The organism is Pseudomonas edaphica (assembly GCF_005863185.1).
GTDB lineage: Bacteria > Pseudomonadota > Gammaproteobacteria > Pseudomonadales > Pseudomonadaceae > Aquipseudomonas > Aquipseudomonas edaphica.
The window spans coordinates 1-16,550 of sequence record NZ_VBVZ01000071.1 but is presented as its reverse complement, the minus strand read 5'-3'; the positions used below and the strand labels follow the sequence as shown (position 1 = coordinate 16,550).

Genomic DNA, 16,550 nt, shown 5'->3' with positions numbered 1-16,550 from the left:
GTTGTCTGCATCGCAGGCAAGCCAGCTCCCACACTAGCCCTCCCCCACATTTTTGCTTGGGTTTCAGTTTTAGGCGCTTGCGAGTTCCGACTTATCGGCTCTCGGCCGCGCCAGCCAGTAACCCAACACCGCCAGCGGCGCAGTCGCCAGCATCACAATCACGGTGATCAACAGCGGCTGGTCGATCAACGACGACACCAGCAGACTGCTCAGAAAGCACAGGCCCAACTGCAGGGTGTTCTGCAGCGCCGCTGCCTTGCCGGAATTTTCCGCAAAGGGCATCAACGCATTCGCCACCACGATGGGGTAACTCGCACCGTTGACCAACGCCATCAGGCAGAACGGAATCAACAAGGTGGTCAGGGTCGGCACGGTCAAGGTCGCAACCAGGTACAACGCCACCATGCTGATGCAATAGGCCACCAGCAACCACGGCAGCAGGGTTTTGCCCTGGTAATGCTGCAAGGCACTGCGACAGCTGTAACCGCCGACCAGAAAGGACAAGGTCGGCAACACATAACTCAAGCCGATGTCATTCGGGCTGTAACCCATGTCGCCAAGGATGAACGGCGACGCGGTGAGCCAGGCGAAGAAGCTGGCTGAACAGGCGGCGAAGATCATCACATTGCCGGTAAACACCCGGGAGGTCAGCAACTGCCCATAGCCCAGGCGCGAAGGTTCGCCCTCCTCGGCCCGACGTTTCGGCATTTTGCGCAGCAGCAACGTCGGCAACAGCAACAGCACTGACACGCCCAGCAATACCGCGAAAATCGCCTGCCAGCCAAAGTGGTTCAGCACCATCGCGCCCAACAGCGGCGCCAACGCCGGTGACAGCGACATCAGCGGCATGATGCTGGCGAACACACGGTGGGCCTTGTCGGCCGGGTAACGGTCAATCACCAGCGCCTGCCAACTCACGGCGGCGGAACACACGCCAATCGCCTGCATAAACCGCAACGCCAATAACTGCGGCGCCGTCTCGACCCAGAACATCCCGGCGCAGCCCAGCACAAACAGGCTCAGCCCGGCGAGCAGCACCGGCTTGCGCCCCAGGCGATCGGACAACGGCCCCCACAGCAACTGCCCGAGCGCAAAGCCGGCGAGGAAAATACTCAAGCTGGCGCCCACCGCGCCCGCACTGATCTGCAACTGCTCGCCCATGGCGCCAAACGCCGGCAAGTACATGTCCATGGCCAGATAACCGAGCATGCTCAGCCCCGCCAGATACCAGGTGAAACCAAAAGAATTTTTCATTGAAGCCTTGTGGATGCTGCCATCAAACTATTTGCTGACTGGCGCCCATTATGAAGCTGACAGGCTGTGTGTGAAGCGATAATAATTGGACACTTGAATCAAATATTTTGAAGGCAACTGCTATGTGGTCCGAATACTCCCTGGATGTAGTCGATGCCGTGGCACGCCATGGCAGCTTCAGCGCCGCCGCCCAGGAATTGCACCGCGTGCCGTCAGCCATCAGCTATACGGTGCGCCAGTTGGAGGAATGGTTGGCGGTGCCGCTGTTTGTGCGCCGCCATCGCGATGTGGAGCTGACCCCCGCCGGCCGTCTATTTATAGACGAAGCGCGCGGGGTGATGAAAAAAATGCTCGGCACCCGGCGTTTGTGCCAACAGGTGGCCAATGGCTGGAGCGGCCAGTTGAAGGTCGCGGTGGACTCCATCGTCAAACCCCAGCGCTGCCGGCAACTGGTGCTGGATTTTTATCGGCAATTCCCTGAGGTGGAATTGCTGCTCGAATACGAGGTGTACAACGGCGTGTGGGACGCCCTGGCCGATGAGCGCACCGACATTGTGATCGGTGCCACCAGCGCAGTGCCGGTGGCCAGCCGCTTCACGTTTCGGGACATGGGCCTGCTCAACTGGCTGTGTGTGGTCAGCGCCCAGCACCCGCTGGCAAGCGTCAACGGCTTGCTCAGTGACGACCAACTGCGCCCGTTCGCCTCGCTGTGCATGACCGACACCTCGCGCAACCTGCCCAAGCGTGACACCTGGACCCTGGATAACCAGCGCCGTTTGGTCGTGCCCAACTGGGCCTCGGCACTCGATTGCCTGCGCGATGGGCTGTGCGTGGGCATGGCGCCGGCTCATCAGGTATTGCCGTGGGTCGAGCGTGGCGACCTGGTGGCGCTGCAACTGAGCCGACCGTTTCCGGCCAGCCCGTCGTGTGTGGCGTGGGCGCAGGATAAGTTGTCGCCGGCGATGAGTTGGTTATTGGAGTACCTGGGTGATACCGAAACCATGAACCAGGAATGGCTCAATGGCCCGGATCTCTGAATATCACGCCGATCCAATGTGGGAGCTGGCTTGCCTGCGATAGCGGTGTGTCAGCCACTGTAGTTGGCACAGACAGTCAGCTATCGCAGGCAAGCCAGCTCCCACAGTTTGATCCGGTTTCAATCCAGGAGACGGGTGATGGCCCGCACGATCATCTCAACCTCTTTGCCATCCAGCGTCAGCGGCGGCAACAGGCGGATGATCTTGCCCCGGGTCACATTGATCAGCAGCCCATGCTCCTGGGCCGCACGCTGGGCCAGGTCACGATAAGGCCTGGCCAGCTCGATGCCGACCATCAAGCCCTGGCCGCGAATCGCCAGCACCTGCGGGTGCTCGCTCAACTCCACCCGCAACCGCGCCAGCAGGCGCTCGCCCTGTAGCGCGGCGTTGTGCAGCAAGCCTTGTTCTTCAATGATGTCCAACACCGTGCAACCCACGCGGCAGGCCAGCGGGTTACCGCCAAACGTGCTGCCGTGGCTGCCTGGCGTGAACATCTGGGCCACGGCGTCCCGGGCCAGGCAGGCACCGATGGGCACGCCGTTGCCGAGGCCTTTGGCCAGGGTTATCACGTCGGGCACGATGCCTTCGTGCTGGAACGCAAACCAGGCGCCAGTGCGGCCGATACCGGTCTGGATTTCATCGAGCATCATCAACCAGCCGTGGCGCGTGCAGTGATCGCGCAGCGCCTTCAGGTAACCGGGCGGCGCGGGCAGCACGCCGCTTTCACCCTGGATCGGCTCGAGCAAGACCGCCGCGATGCGCGTGCCGAATTGCTCGGTAATGGCCGCCAATGCGGCCAAATCGCCAAAGCGCACCTTGAGAAAGTCCCCCGGCAGGCGCTGGAACCCCAGGCGCACCGAAGGCCCGTCACTGGCGGCCATAGTGCCCAGCGTACGCCCGTGAAACGCGTTCTCCATCACCACCACCAAAGGCTCTTCAATGCCTTTTTTCCAACCGTGCAGCCGCGCCAGTTTCAGCGCGGTCTCGTTGGCTTCGGCGCCGGAGTTATTGAAGAACGCACGGTCCAGGCCGGATAACCGCGTCAGGCGCTCGGCCAGGCGCTGCTGCCAGTCGATGCTGTAGAGATTGGAGGTGTGCAGCAACAGGCCCGCCTGCTCGCTGATCGCCGTGACCAATTTGGGGTGGGAGTGCCCGACATTGGTTACCGCCACACCGGCCACGGCGTCGAGGTATTCACGGCCCTGCTGGTCCCACAGGCGCGTGCCCAGGCCACGGGTAAAGCTCAGGGCCATGGGTTGATAGGTGGTCATCAGGCAGGCGGCGGTCATGGTGGCAGGCTCCAGTGCATCGTTGTGATGCTGCCAGTATCGTTAGCCACCTGAGCTGGATAAACTGCGCATTCCTGCAATTACTTTAAATCAGGGCTTGATAATGGATCTGTTCCAGTCGATGTCGGTGTACGTGAAAGTGGTCGAGGCCGGCAGCATGACCGCCGCCGCGCAGGAATGCGGGCTGTCGACCACCATGGTCGGTAACCACTTGCGCGCGCTGGAGCAACGGCTGGGGGTCAGCTTGCTGAAGCGCACCACGCGCAAACAGAGCCTCACCGAATTTGGCGGGCAGTATTACCAACGTTGCCTGGAGGTGCTGGGGCTGGTGGCCGACTCTGAACTATTGGCAGAGCAGATCCACAGCGAAACGCCCAAAGGCAGCCTGCGCATCACCGCGCCACCGGTGTTCGGCACCGAACGCCTCACACCGGCCTTGAGCGAATTTGCCCAGCGCTACCCGCAGATCAATCTGTATGTCGAACTCAGCAATGAGCGCATGGATCTGGTCGACAGCGGCTTCGACGTTGCGATCCGCCTGGGCGAGTTGGAAACCTCAAGCCTGATCGCCAGGCCGATGCAGGCCTATACCCTGACGCTCTGTGCGTCACCGGCGTACCTGGCGCGACGTGGCATTCCGCAGACGCCCGACGACTTGCGCCAGCACGACTGCCTGGCGTTTGCCTACCCGGCGAACGATAACTGGCGCGACACCAGCAAACTGTGGCGCATGACCGGCGATGCAGGCGAAGTGGAGGTGCCGGTGGCCGGAGCATTGACCATCAACAGCTCCCAAGGCTTGCGCCAGGCAGCCGTGAACGGCATGGGCATCATCATGCTGGCCGATGCCCTGGTGCAACCGGACCTGGAGAGCGGCAAGCTGGTGGCGTTGCTGACCACCTATCAACTGCCCAGCCGCCCCATGCACCTGCTCTACCGACAGGACCGCTACCGCCTGCCCAAGCTGCGCGCTTTTGTGGATTTCGCCATGGAAAAGTGGGCGCGCTAAAAGCTCACGCCCAACGCGCGCAAACGCGCCGCAGTGCGCTCGGCCGACACATGGTGAATGCCCTGCCAGCCGAGGGCTTCAGCGGCCTCGATATTGCCGGCAACGTCGTCGATAAACACCACTTCCCTGGCCTGGATATCCGGCAAGTGAGCGCGAACCTGATCAAGGCTCGCGTGATAGATCGCGGGGTCCGGCTTGATCAACTTCAACTCGCCAGACACGACGATATCGCGCAAGTGCTGCAGAAACGGGTAGTTGGCCCGTGCGTAAGGGAAGGTTTCAGCCGACCAATTGGTGAGCCCGAACAGCGGCATATCGGCCTTATGCAGCGCCTCAAGAATGGCCACGCCATCGGGCAACGCGCCACGCAGCATTTCGTGCCAACGGTCGTAATAGGCCTGGATCAGGGGTTCGTGCTGCGGGTATTGCTCGATAAGGTGGCGGGTGCCTTCGGCCAGGCTGCGGCCGGCGTCTTGCTCGGTGTTCCAGGCTTGGGTGCAGATGGTGTCGAGAAAGTGTTGCCGTTCGGCGTCGTCGGCAATCAGCTTGCGGTAAAGGTGCTGCGGGTTCCAATCGAAGAGGACACCGCCAAAATCAAAAACTACTGCACGAATCGTCATCAGATCCTCCGTTAGCGTGGCTTGATAGCGCAAGGAGTCTGGCAGATTGTGAGGAAGGGTGGGAGCGCGAGGGAATGTAGGAGGGTTCTGAATTAACCCGAAGCAAATGTGGGAGCTGGCTTATGTGGGAGCTGGCTTGCCTGCGATAGCATCGCCTCGGTGAACCTGATATACCGAGGTGACTGTATCGCAGACAAGCCAGCTCCCACATAAGCCAGGCTCCCACATTTTTTTCTGACCGTGTTTAGGCTTGGATAAGGCCCTTGATCTTCACAGTCGGATTCACATCAGCTTCATAGTCCACGCCGTCGATTTCAAACCCGAACAAACGCAGGAACTCCGCCTTGTAGCCAGCGAAATCGCTGATCTCGTTGACGTTGTCATCGGTCACCTGATTCCACAGTGCAGCCACGGCGTCCTGAACCTTCGGCTCCAGCTCAGCCAAGTCGGCGCGCAGGCGGCCGTCGGCGTCCAGCTTCGGCTCGCTGCCGTACAGGCTGTCTTTGAACAGGCCGTAAACCTGCTCGATGCAACCTTCGTGGGTGCCCTGCTCTTTCATCACTTTAAACAGCAGCGACAGGTACAGCGGCATGATCGGGATCGCGGAGCTTGCCTGGGTAACCACGGCCTTGAGCACCGACACACGGGCGTCGCCCTTCAGCGCAGCGAGGTTGTCGCGCAGGGTCAGGACTTTTTTGTCGAGGTCTTTCTTGGCTTCGCCGATGGAGCCGTTCCAGTAAATATCCTGGGTCAGCTTCTCGCCGAGGTAGGTGAACGCAGTGGTCTTGGCGCCTTCGGCCAACACGTCGGCGTCACGCAGGGCGTCGATCCACAGCTGCCAGTCTTCGCCGCCCATGACTTTCACGGTGCCGTCGATTTCTTCCTGGGTTGCAGGCTCAAGGGTGGTGTCGACCACAACGCCTTTGTCGGTGTTGATACCGCGCAGGGTCACGGCCTTGCCGATCGGCTTGAGGGTGGAGGTGTGCACCACGCCTTGCGGGTCGGTACGGCGTGGGGCGGCCAGGCTGTAAACCACCAGGTCGATTTTGCCCAGGTCTTTCTTGATGGTTTCGATGGTCAGGCGCTTGATCTCGTCAGAGAACGCGTCGCCGTTGATGCTCTTGGCGTACAGGCCTTTTTCCACGGCAAACTTCTCGAACGCCGCGCTGTTGTACCAGCCGGCGGAGCTCAGCTTGCCTTCTTCGCCTTCTTTCTCAAAAAACACGCCCAGGGTGTCGGCGCCGCAGCCAAACGCAGCACTGATGCGCGCGGCCAGGCCATAACCGGTGGAAGCGCCGAGGACCAGCACCTTTTTTGGGCCGCCTTCGATGGCGCCATGCTGGGTTACGTAGTCGATCTGCTCTTTGACGTTCGCTTCACAGCCAACAGGGTGAGCGGTCACACAGATAAAGCCACGAACCCGCGGTTTGATGATCATAAAATTTCTGCCTCTTCCAAGGGGTCGACGGCCAGTGGTGGCCATTCAACTTCAATCGTACCGGTCTATGACGCGCGAAAAACCGAAGCGTCACGATAGACGCAAATCTTCTGTTTACAAAATCCAATCGGCAAAACAGCTGGCGCGCAGCACCGCCTGGTTAAAAACTGTGTTCAACGTTCACAAATTCGCAATATTTAAAACGCCCGGCACCGTGATAACCCACTATCATGGCGGGATTGTTTCGCTTTGTTTCAGGTCCGGAGCCTCGCTTCATGAGTAAAAGTGCTGTGCAAAAAAAATTGGTCTCAGTCGCCTGGGTACTCGGCGTTCTGCTGTTCATCTATTGCTTCCCACGTACCAGCCTGGTGTTTCTGCTGCTGGTGCTGTTCTGCGGCATTTATGACTTCCTGCGCAACGGCCTGTACGACCGCGACACCATCAAGAAATACTTCGTCGGTAACGGCCGCAACACCTGGATATTGGCGCCGTTCAATACCCTGTTCGACCTGTTGAGCCTGCGCAACCGCCACGTCTACACCATGCGCGACCTGCCGCCCGCCTGGCGCGAAGACCTGCAACAAGTCATCGACGACGCCATGGCCAACAAGGACGAAATCATCAGCTACCTGGACGAGCGCATGGCCGAGAAAAAGCGCGGCATGTTGTTCTTCCAATGGTACGGTCGCCCGATCGAAACCACCCTGGACATCCCGCAACTGCGCAAGAAACTGCCGTTTGTAAAGACCATCGGCGTCTCGGTGTTCAACGAAAACCGCTCCACGTCCTTCCACTTCGGCCCGCTGCGCATGATGTTCCGCGTGCTCTACAACATGGCGCCGGCGCCGCATCACGACGGTGTTTACATCCAGGTGGGCAAGCACAAGCACTACTGGCACGATGACCCGCTGTTCATCTTCGATGACACGCTGATGCATGCCTCCTTCAACAAAAACGACGCAAAGCGTTACTGCCTGTTCATTGACATCGTGCGGCCGACCTTGCTGCCCTCAGTGCTCAACGCCGTGATTTCGGGTTTTGCCGGGTTGGTGTTTACCCTGCGTCGGGTTTTCTACAAAAACTGGAAGCTGATTCAGTAAGTTCTGCGGCATGATGGTGTTGACGGCGTTTGCGCCCTGCCCTTCTGGCGGCCAAACTAACTGTCTAGTGCGACCGAGTTCGGCGCTCACCATTCTCCAGCCATCGCCGCCCCTGGCGGCTGCGATGGCTGTGCTTTCAAGGAATCAGAATGCCCCAACGTCAAGTCATCAATGCCTCCGTCAGCCCCAAGGGCAGCCTCGAAACCCTGTCCCAACGTGAAGTCCAGCAACTGAGTGAAGCCGGTACCGGCAGCATCTACACGTTGTTCCGCCAGTGCGCCCTGGCCATCCTCAACACCGGCGCGCATATCGACAACGCCAAGACCATCCTCGACGCCTATAAAGACTTTGAAGTGCGTATCCACCAGCAAGACCGTGGCGTGCGCCTGGAACTGTTGAACGCCCCCGCCGATGCCTTCGTCGACGGCGAGATGATCGCCAGCACCCGCGAAATGCTCTTCAGCGCCCTGCGCGATATCGTCTACACCGAGAACGAGCTGGACAGCCAGCGCATCGACCTGAGCAACTCCCAGGGCATCACCGACTACGTGTTCCACCTGCTGCGCAACGCCCGTACATTGCGCCCGGGTGTCGAACCGAAAATCGTGGTGTGCTGGGGCGGGCACTCGATCAATACCGAAGAATACAAATACACCAAGAAAGTCGGCCACGAACTGGGCCTGCGCAGCCTTGACGTGTGCACCGGCTGCGGCCCCGGCGTGATGAAAGGCCCGATGAAAGGCGCGACCATTTCCCACGCCAAGCAACGCATTACCAACGGCCGTTACCTGGGCCTGACCGAGCCGGGCATCATCGCGGCCGAAGCACCGAACCCCATCGTTAACGAGCTGGTGATTCTGCCGGACATCGAAAAACGCCTGGAAGCCTTTGTGCGCGTGGGCCACGGCATCATCATCTTCCCGGGCGGCGCCGGCACGGCCGAAGAGTTCCTGTACCTGCTGGGCATCCTGATGCACCCGGATAACCGCGATGTACCGTTCCCGGTCATCCTCACCGGGCCGAAACAGGCCGCGCCGTACCTGCAACAACTGCACGCGTTCGTCGGCGCCACCCTCGGCGAAGCGGCGCAGGCGCACTACCAGATCATCATCGACGACCCGGCCGAAGTGGCCCGCCAGATGACCATCGGGCTCAAGGCCGTGAAGCAGTTCCGCCGCGAGCGCAACGACGCGTTCCACTTCAACTGGCTGCTGAAGATCGACGAAGGCTTCCAGCGCCCGTTCGACCCCACTCACGAAAACATGGCCAGCCTGCAACTGAGCCACGCGCTGCCGCCCCATGAACTGGCGGCCAACCTGCGCCGCGCGTTCTCGGGGATTGTGGCCGGTAACGTCAAGGACAAGGGTATTCGCCTGATCGAGCAGCATGGCCCGTATGAGATTCACGGTGACTCGGCGATCATGAAACCCTTGGACGAGCTGTTGCAGGCATTTGTCGCCCAGCACCGCATGAAGTTGCCGGGCGGCGCAGCCTATGTGCCGTGCTATCGCGTGGTGCAGTAACTAGCGCTGCACCGCCACGCATTTGATTTCCACCAATAGGCCGGGGTGTGCCAGTTCGGACACCCCGATCGTGGTCCAGGCGCAATGCCCGCGTGGGAACAGGCGGTTTTTCACCTCCCGAAAAACCGCCATGTGCTGGCGCATGTTCACGTGATAAGTGGTCATGTCCACCACGTCATCGAAGCTGCAACCGCCCTCTTCCAATACTTCCCTCAGGTTTTCCCAGGCCGCGATAAATTGCGCCTCGGGGTCTTCGATCACGGCCAGCTGCGGTGTACGGCCGACCTGGCCTGCGCAGTAAAGAGTGTTGCCAACTTTTACCGCAGGCACGTAGCCGGCGCGCTCGACAATGGGTTGCATGGCGGCAGGAATGATGAGCTGACGTTCGGTCATAGCTTGTATCTCTTTGGGTCGCAGGCGGGCGTGTGAGCGCGCAGAGTTCGAGCTAGGGTTTTACCTGTTCCCACTCACTCACACCAGCAGAGCACCCTATGGACCAACGGATCTTGTCCTTCATCAATCCTTACCTTAACGTAAGGAATATCACGATGGAGATTTTCACTATGGCCACCGCCACACTCACCTCGAAAGGGCAAATCACTATCCCCGTGCAAGTGCGCACCGCGCTTGGTCTGGAAACAGGCGACCGGGTTGAATTTGTCGAAACGGAAGACGGCAAGTTTTCCATTATCGCCGCGAGCAAAACCGTGCAGGACCTCAAGGGGCTGATCCGCAAGCCTGCGCAGGCCGTGTCGATCGAAGACATGAACCGCGCCATCGCCGCGCAAGGAGCAAACGCCGGATGATCGGGCTCGATACCAATGTGCTGGTGCGCTATGTCACCCAGGATGACCCCGTGCAATCGCCCAAGGCCTCGGCGCTGATCGAGTCGCTCACCAGCGTGTCACCAGGCTTTGTCAGCCTGGTGTCGGTGGTGGAATTGGTCTGGGTGCTGCAAAGCTGCTACCAATCGGCCAAAAGCGACGTGGTGACCGTGCTGGAAACCCTGCTGCGCACCCGTGAACTGACCGTCGAGCACGCCGAGATCATCTGGCAGGCACTGCGACGATTCACAGGCGGCAAAGCCGACTTCGCCGACTACCTGATCGAACGCTGCGCCCATGCAGCCGGCTGTGAATACACCGCCACCTTCGACCTTGATGCGGCAAAAGCCACGGGAATGAAGCGCCTGGCTTGAGCCGCCGCATTGCGACGCATGCCGGGCTTTGGTAAAAAACGCCACTGCCCTTGATCAAGAGAACTCCCCACGTGCGCATGCTGCTTCTTGTTGCCATGGCCCTGGCGCCCACCCTCGCCCTGGCCGAGACCATCACCTGGCCCGACCTGCCCCAAACCTGCTTCGTCAGCGGCCGCTCCGCGACCAGCGTGGATATCGACAGCGGCTGCGCGGCGTTTACGCTGAATGTGCAAGGCAAGCCCGCGGGTTCACCGATCAAGGTGGATGTGCCGCAGTACGCCCTGCATGTGGATGAAGCCACCGGCAAGGAAACACCGGTGATCATCATCCAGGCCGAAGAACACGGCGACACCCAGATAGTTGGCTATCAGGAGTTGGGCAGCGATCAACTCGGTGCCGCGCTGCTGCGCGAGGTCAAGCTGTTAGGCACCCAAAAGCCGAGCTAGCCGTTTTGTCAGGTGCCAGGTTCAGCGAACCCAGCCACCGCCCTGCCAGTGATAACCGTCATTACGCTGCACCCAGTGCGGATGCACATAACGATAACCTTCGCGCACCTGCTCCCAATGGCCGTGCACCGCCACATAGCGCCCACCTTCCCAACGCCAGTAGCCGCGTGACCACACATAACCGTAGCGAGCCGCTGGCTCGACTTCGATCACCTGCACCGGCGGCGGCTGCGGCGCCACCACCTCGACATACTCTCGTTGCACCGGCCCGCGCTCGTGCACCACGCGCTCTTGTACACACCCGGACGCCGCGACGACAAACGCCGCCAATGCCGCATAACGTAGCAACATACACACCCCTCGGGCGCCAGCGCCCAACGAATACACCGGTAAAAAATGCCCCCTTGCTGCAGCCTCGCTCCTGCTTGGCTCTGGGTTATTTTTAACAGGTGGTGTCTGTCAGGTTGCTGAACCTGAGGTATTCGCACCACAGGGCCGGTATTTGAGCGCTCAAGCGGGTCCGAAACGCCCCAGCACCGCCTCGACAAAGCGCCGCAACTTGGCCGTGCGCTGGCGGTTCGCCGTGTAGACCAGGTGCATCGAGCGGCTCGGCGCCTCGAAGCCTGGCAGCACCCGCACCAACTCGCCCTTGGCCAGTGCCGTGCGCAAGAAGTCTTCAGGGCCAAGCACGATGCCGAAACCATCCAGTGCCGCCGTCATCAACGCCCGGCTTTCGTTGACCTGCAAACGGCTGGCAACCTGCACCTTGTGCGCAGTGGTGCCTTGGTAAAAGACCCATTCACGCTCTGCCGGGCGTGACCAGAACGCATAACCCAAGCATTCGTGATGCTCAAGGTCTGCCGGCACCAAAGGCACGCCCCGTGCGGTCAGGTAGGCAGGCGCAGCGCAGGCCACCAGGCGATAAGGTGCCAGCGGCCGAGCCGTGAGGCCCGTCGTTGCAAGCGGGCCGATGCGAAAAGCCGCTTCATAACCCTCCTCCACCAGGTCGACAAAACGGTCGGTCAGGTGCAAGTCGATTTCCACATCCGGGTTGTCACGCAAAAACCCGGTAATCAGCGGCATCAGGCTGTAGGAGCCGAACGTGACCGGGGCGGTGACCTTCAACTTGCCGCGCGGGGTGTCATTCATGATCTGCGCCAGCGAATCGGCCGCCTCGGCTTCCGTGAGAATATGTTTGCAGCGCTCGTAGTACGCGCTACCCAGCTCCGTCAGGCTTTGCCGGCGCGTGGTGCGGTTGAGCAAGCGGGCGCCCAGGTGTTGCTCCAGCGCGGTGACATGCTTGGCCACCATCTGCGGCGACAGGTTCAAGCGCTCGGCGGCGCGGGCATAAGAGCCCAGCTCGGCGGCCGTTACAAACGCACTCATGCTGGTTAGACGGTCCACAATTAACTACTCCCAGTAACTACACTGACTCCAAACCACACATTTATCACCCAATGGTTGCCAATCATCATAGCCACTCCCCCACTTCGCAGGAGCAAGGCCATGAAGATTGGCGTGATTGGAGCAGGTTTTATCGGGCGCGCCGTGGCCCAACTGGCCCTGGCTGCCGGGCACGCGGTGATGCTGAGCAACTCCCGTGGCCCGCAGACCATGAGCAGCGTGCGCAGCGGCATACCCGGTGTGCAAGTGGGCAGCGCGCAGGATGCCGCCCAGTTTGGCGACGTGGTGCTGGTGGCGATCCCGCTTGAACACTACCGCAGCGTGCCCGCGCAGTGGCTGGCAGGCAAAACGGTGCTGGACGCCAACAATTACTACCCTGACCGCGATGGGCATATCCCGGTGCTGGACCGTTTTGAAACCACCACCAGCCGCCTGTTGGCCGAGCATTTTGCCGACTCAAAGGTCGTCAAAGTGTTTAATGCGATCTTTGACTCAGACATCAACCGCGATGCACGCCCCCACGGCGCGCCTGACCGTCGCGCCCTGCCGGTGGCCGCCGATGATGCGACGGCAAAGGCGCATGTGATCACGCTGCTCGACGAGCTGGGTTTCGACGCCGTGGACGCGGGAACGCTGGATGAAAGCTGGCGCTTTGAACGGGCCAAGCCTGCGTACTGCGTGCCGCTGGATAAAGCCGGTTTAAAGGCCGCATTGGCCGCCGCCGAACGCACGGTGGAACTGCCGCCAGCCGAACGCTCCCGCACCTGAACACACGCCCACAAAAAAGCCCGCTGACCGTTACCGGTTCAGCGGGCTTTTTAACATCAGGCTTGGCTTACAGCGCCAGGTCAGACGTCGGCTTGCTCGGCTCAGCCGCAGGCTTGGCAGCCTCGGTGGCCTGGGTTGCCTTTGGTGCGCTCAACTGCGGGATCGCAGGCGGAGGCGTCAGTTGCAGGATACCGGCGGTGTAGGCCCATTCCTTGGCAACCGCTTCCGGGCTGTCGTTCAGCTTGGTGCCGTAGCTCGGTACGATCTGGTGCAGTTTGGCCTGCCACTCAGGAGTCGCGACCTTGTCCTTGAACACTTTTTGCAGCACGGTCAGCATGATCGGAGCCGCAGTGGACGCGCCTGGCGATGCACCCAACAGGCCGGCGATGGTGTTGTCGGCGGAGCTGACCACTTCGGTGCCGAGTTTCAGGACGCCGCCCTGCTCTTCGTCACGCTTGATGATCTGCACGCGCTGACCGGCTTGCCACAGGCGCCAGTCGGACTGCTTGGCGTTCGGGAAGTACTCTTGCAGCGCCTTGAAGCGGTCGTCATCGGACAGCATCAGTTGGCCGGCGAGGTACTCGACCAGTGGGTATTCACGAATACCGACTTTGGTCATAGGCCAGATGTTGTGGGTGGTGGTGCTGGTCAGCAGGTCCAGGTACGAGCCTTCCTTCAGGAACTTGGTCGAGAAGGTTGCGAATGGGCCAAACAGAATCACACGCTTGCCATCCAGCACGCGGGTGTCCAGGTGCGGAACCGACATCGGTGGCGCGCCAACCGAAGCCTTACCGTAGGCCTTGGCCATGTGCTGCTCGGCGATGGCCGGGTTATCGGTCACCAGGAACGAACCGCCCACCGGGAAGCCTGCGTATTCCTTGGCTTCAGGAATGCCCGACTTTTGCAGCAGGTGCAGTGCACCGCCGCCGGCGCCGATGAACACGAACTTGGCGTCGGTTTCGGTCTTGGTGCCGTCTTTCAGGTTTTTGTAGCTCACACGCCACGAACCGTCGGCGTTCTTGGTGATGTCCTGCACTTCGCTCGACAGTTTGAGATCAAACTTCGGCGTGGTTTGCAGGTGAGCGACGAACTGGCGGGTGATCTCGCCGAAGTTCACGTCGGTGCCGATCGGGGTCCAGGTGGCGGCGATCTTCTGCTTCGGATCACGGCCTTCCATCATCAATGGAACCCACTTGGCGATCTGCGCCGGGTCTTCGGAGTACTGCATGCCGGCGAACAGCGGGCTGGCTTGCAGGGCTTCGTAGCGCTTTTTCAGGAACTTGATGTTGTCATCGCCCCACACAAAGCTCATGTGCGGTGTGGAGTTGATGAACGAACGTGGGTTCTTCAGCACGCCCTGCTGGACCTGCCAGGACCAGAACTGACGGGAAATCTGGAACGCTTCGTTGATCTCGACCGCTTTCGGGATCTCAACGGTGCCGTCCTTGTTTTCCGGGGTGTAGTTCAGCTCGGCCAGGGCCGAGTGACCGGTACCGGCGTTGTTCCAGCCGTTGGAGCTTTCTTCGGCCACGCCATCAAGACGCTCGACCATCTCCATCGACCAGTCCGGCTGCAGCTCATTGAGCCAAACACCCAGGGTCGCACTCATGATGCCGCCGCCGATCAGCAGCACATCGACTTTCTTTGCCTCTTCCGCGTGAACGGACGTGATCCCCATCGACAAAGCCAGCCCCAGCAGGGCAGTGTTTACTTTTTTAAACATCAGTAGCACCTATGATAAAACGCCATCCGCCCTACCGCCCCTGACTCTGCAGGCCGTAGGGTGGGCACACAAGGCCGACGTAGCGACCTCACTGTTTTTGTCCCTTCTGCGCTGACTTCTTATCATTATTGGCTTCAGCTACCTGGCGACAGCAAACCGCCGGGACGTATACGGGTGTACGCACCGGGGAAAGACTAGACCAAGACGGCGCGCAGAATATCACGCTGAACCGCATTTATGCGCCGTTTGGCCAATTGACAGCTCTAAATCGAGGCTTTTAACGCGCACGTGTCAAGCATCGCAGCCGCGACCTGGGGTCACAGGGCGTTTAATCAAACTGAACCCTCTCGCAAAACGCTGTTCTAGACACCTTCGTGGCGGCTTGCGTAGCATCGCCACTGTCCTTCGTGCACTTTTTTCCTACAGAGTTACCCATGACTATCCAGCAAACACCCGGGCACGTACTGCCCGCGCGCAGCGCCGCCAAAATGGAAGCGGCCATGGCCGTGGGCGCCTTCGCGATCGGCACCGGCGAATTCGCCATCATGGGCCTGATGCCCGACATCGCCCAAAACCTGGGCTTAAGCGAACCCCAAGTCGGCCACGCCATCAGCGCCTACGCCCTGGGCGTGATGGTCGGCGCGCCACTGCTGGCGATCCTCGGCGCCAAACTGCTGCGCAAACACATGCTCTTACTGCTGATGGGCCTCTACGCCCTGGGCAACCTCGCCACCGCCTTCACCCCGACCTTCGGCTCGCTGGTGGCCTTCCGCTTCATCAGCGGCCTGCCCCACGGCGCCTACTTCGGCATCGCGGCCGTCGTCGCCTCCAGCATGGTGCCCAACGACAAACGCGCCGGCGCCGTGGCCCGCGTGATGATGGGCCTCACCCTCGCCATGCTGCTCGGCAACCCCATCGCCACCTTCCTGGGCCAACACCTGGGCTGGCGCTCGGCGTTCGCACTGGTCAGCGCCATCGCCCTGTGCACTATCGCCCTCGTCTGGCAATTCGTCCCCGACCGCCACGACGAACCGCGCAGCGACCCGCGCAAAGAACTGCGCGCCTTCACCAAACCCCAAGTGTGGATGGCCCTGTCCATCGGTGCGATTGGCTTTGCCGGCATGTTCTGCGTGTTCAGCTACCTCGCCCCGACCATGCTCGAAGTGACCAAAGTCTCGCCCCAATGGATCCCCTTCGGCCTCGCCGCGTTTGGCGTCGGTGGCATCATTGGCAACATCGCCGGTGGCAAACTGTTCGACCGCCTGCAATTTCGCGCCGTGGGCTGGATCATGGTGTGGTCGATGGCCGTACTGATCTTCTTCACCTTCGCCGCCAGCTCGCTGTGGAGCGTACTGCTGGGCATCGGCCTGGTCGGCACCATGATTGCCATGGCGGCGCCGTTGCAAATCCGCCTGATGGACATTGCCCACGAAGCCCCAAGTTTGGCGGCAGCCTCCAACCACGCAGCGTTCAACCTGGCAAACGCGCTAGGGCCGTGGTTCGGCGGAATGGCAATTACAGCGGGATATGGCTGGACCAGCACCGGCTACATCGGCGCCGCCACCGCGCTGGTCGGCCTGGGCATCTACCTCATCGCCCGCCGCATGAAAGGCGGCCACTGAAATATCAGGCCACCCCTATTCCAATGTGGGAGCCCTGCACCAATGTGGGAGCGGGCTTGCCCGCGATAGCGGTGGGTCAGTCACCAAGTCAATGACTGCCCACCCGCCCACTCAATCAT

17 protein-coding genes are annotated in these 16,550 nt (G+C 60.8%); 9 read left to right on the top strand and 8 right to left on the bottom strand.

What is annotated here, in order from left to right:
- Positions 1 to 69: 69 nt before the first annotated feature.
- Positions 70 to 1,254: a purine nucleoside transporter PunC gene (gene punC, locus FEM54_RS07255; protein WP_138450202.1), complete on the bottom strand. Its 1,185-nt coding sequence runs from the start codon at positions 1,252 to 1,254 to the stop codon at positions 70 to 72.
- Positions 1,255 to 1,376: 122 nt separating this feature from the next.
- On the opposite strand from punC, the gene punR reads away from it, so the two are divergent.
- The gene (punR, locus tag FEM54_RS07250) at positions 1,377 to 2,291 is read left to right on the top strand and encodes a DNA-binding transcriptional activator PunR (protein ID WP_138450200.1); all 915 of its coding nucleotides are present in this window, start codon (positions 1,377 to 1,379) and stop codon (positions 2,289 to 2,291) included.
- A 119-nt stretch (positions 2,292 to 2,410) separates the two neighbouring features.
- Here punR and FEM54_RS07245 read toward each other — a convergent pair whose 3' ends face one another.
- The gene (locus FEM54_RS07245; protein WP_138450199.1) at positions 2,411 to 3,580 is read right to left on the bottom strand and encodes an aspartate aminotransferase family protein; all 1,170 of its coding nucleotides are present in this window, start codon (positions 3,578 to 3,580) and stop codon (positions 2,411 to 2,413) included.
- 103 nt (positions 3,581 to 3,683) lie between these two features.
- Between FEM54_RS07245 and FEM54_RS07240 the strand changes: the two genes are divergently transcribed.
- Positions 3,684 to 4,589: a LysR family transcriptional regulator gene (locus FEM54_RS07240; RefSeq protein WP_138450197.1), complete on the top strand. Its 906-nt coding sequence runs from the start codon at positions 3,684 to 3,686 to the stop codon at positions 4,587 to 4,589.
- Here FEM54_RS07240 and FEM54_RS07235 read toward each other — a convergent pair.
- Entirely contained in the window at positions 4,586 to 5,209 is a 624-nt protein-coding gene (locus FEM54_RS07235; RefSeq protein ID WP_017136123.1) for an HAD family hydrolase, read from the bottom strand. The genes FEM54_RS07240 and FEM54_RS07235 overlap by 4 nt on opposite strands.
- Before the next feature lie 244 nt (positions 5,210 to 5,453).
- The gene (fabV, locus tag FEM54_RS07230) at positions 5,454 to 6,647 is read right to left on the bottom strand and encodes an enoyl-ACP reductase FabV (protein ID WP_065929256.1); all 1,194 of its coding nucleotides are present in this window, start codon (positions 6,645 to 6,647) and stop codon (positions 5,454 to 5,456) included.
- 275 nt (positions 6,648 to 6,922) lie between these two features.
- Between fabV and FEM54_RS07225 the strand changes: the two genes are divergently transcribed.
- Entirely contained in the window at positions 6,923 to 7,747 is an 825-nt protein-coding gene (locus FEM54_RS07225; protein WP_017137465.1) for an aspartyl/asparaginyl beta-hydroxylase domain-containing protein, read from the top strand.
- A 149-nt stretch (positions 7,748 to 7,896) separates the two neighbouring features.
- Entirely contained in the window at positions 7,897 to 9,270 is a 1,374-nt protein-coding gene (ppnN, locus tag FEM54_RS07220; RefSeq protein ID WP_138450195.1) for a nucleotide 5'-monophosphate nucleosidase PpnN, read from the top strand.
- On the opposite strand, the gene FEM54_RS07215 is transcribed toward ppnN, so the two are convergent.
- Entirely contained in the window at positions 9,271 to 9,663 is a 393-nt protein-coding gene (locus tag FEM54_RS07215) for a RidA family protein (protein ID WP_099549595.1), read from the bottom strand.
- Between the two features lie 155 nt (positions 9,664 to 9,818).
- On the opposite strand from FEM54_RS07215, the gene FEM54_RS07210 reads away from it, so the two are divergent.
- The 3 genes from FEM54_RS07210 (at position 9,819) to FEM54_RS07200 (ending at position 10,914) form a co-directional block, all read left to right on the top strand.
- On the top strand, positions 9,819 to 10,076 hold the full coding sequence (locus FEM54_RS07210; protein ID WP_017137462.1) for an AbrB/MazE/SpoVT family DNA-binding domain-containing protein: 258 nt from the start codon (positions 9,819 to 9,821) through the stop codon (positions 10,074 to 10,076).
- Positions 10,073 to 10,468: a PIN domain-containing protein gene (locus tag FEM54_RS07205; RefSeq protein WP_017137461.1), complete on the top strand. Its 396-nt coding sequence runs from the start codon at positions 10,073 to 10,075 to the stop codon at positions 10,466 to 10,468. Before FEM54_RS07210 ends, FEM54_RS07205 begins: the two co-directional genes overlap by 4 nt.
- 77 nt (positions 10,469 to 10,545) lie before the next feature.
- Positions 10,546 to 10,914: a hypothetical protein gene (locus tag FEM54_RS07200; protein ID WP_099549596.1), complete on the top strand. Its 369-nt coding sequence runs from the start codon at positions 10,546 to 10,548 to the stop codon at positions 10,912 to 10,914.
- 21 nt (positions 10,915 to 10,935) lie between these two features.
- On the opposite strand, the gene FEM54_RS07195 is transcribed toward FEM54_RS07200, so the two are convergent.
- Both FEM54_RS07195 and FEM54_RS07190 read right to left on the bottom strand, forming a co-directional pair.
- A complete protein-coding gene (locus FEM54_RS07195; RefSeq protein ID WP_099549597.1) occupies positions 10,936 to 11,265 on the bottom strand; it encodes a YXWGXW repeat-containing protein in 330 nt (109 codons plus the stop codon).
- A gap of 159 nt (positions 11,266 to 11,424) precedes the next feature.
- Entirely contained in the window at positions 11,425 to 12,300 is an 876-nt protein-coding gene (locus tag FEM54_RS07190) for a LysR family transcriptional regulator (RefSeq protein ID WP_099549598.1), read from the bottom strand.
- Positions 12,301 to 12,420: 120 nt separating this feature from the next.
- On the opposite strand from FEM54_RS07190, the gene FEM54_RS07185 reads away from it, so the two are divergent.
- A complete protein-coding gene (locus FEM54_RS07185) occupies positions 12,421 to 13,086 on the top strand; it encodes an NADPH-dependent F420 reductase (protein WP_240792720.1) in 666 nt (221 codons plus the stop codon).
- Between the two features lie 67 nt (positions 13,087 to 13,153).
- On the opposite strand, the gene mqo is transcribed toward FEM54_RS07185, so the two are convergent.
- Complete coding sequence (mqo, locus tag FEM54_RS07180) at positions 13,154 to 14,809, bottom strand: malate dehydrogenase (quinone) (protein ID WP_099549600.1); 1,656 nt, start codon at positions 14,807 to 14,809, stop codon at positions 13,154 to 13,156.
- 434 nt (positions 14,810 to 15,243) lie between these two features.
- On the opposite strand from mqo, the gene FEM54_RS07175 reads away from it, so the two are divergent.
- Positions 15,244 to 16,431, top strand: coding sequence for an MFS transporter (locus FEM54_RS07175; protein WP_138450191.1), 1,188 nt, complete (start codon positions 15,244 to 15,246; stop codon positions 16,429 to 16,431).
- Positions 16,432 to 16,550 lie beyond the last annotated feature (119 nt).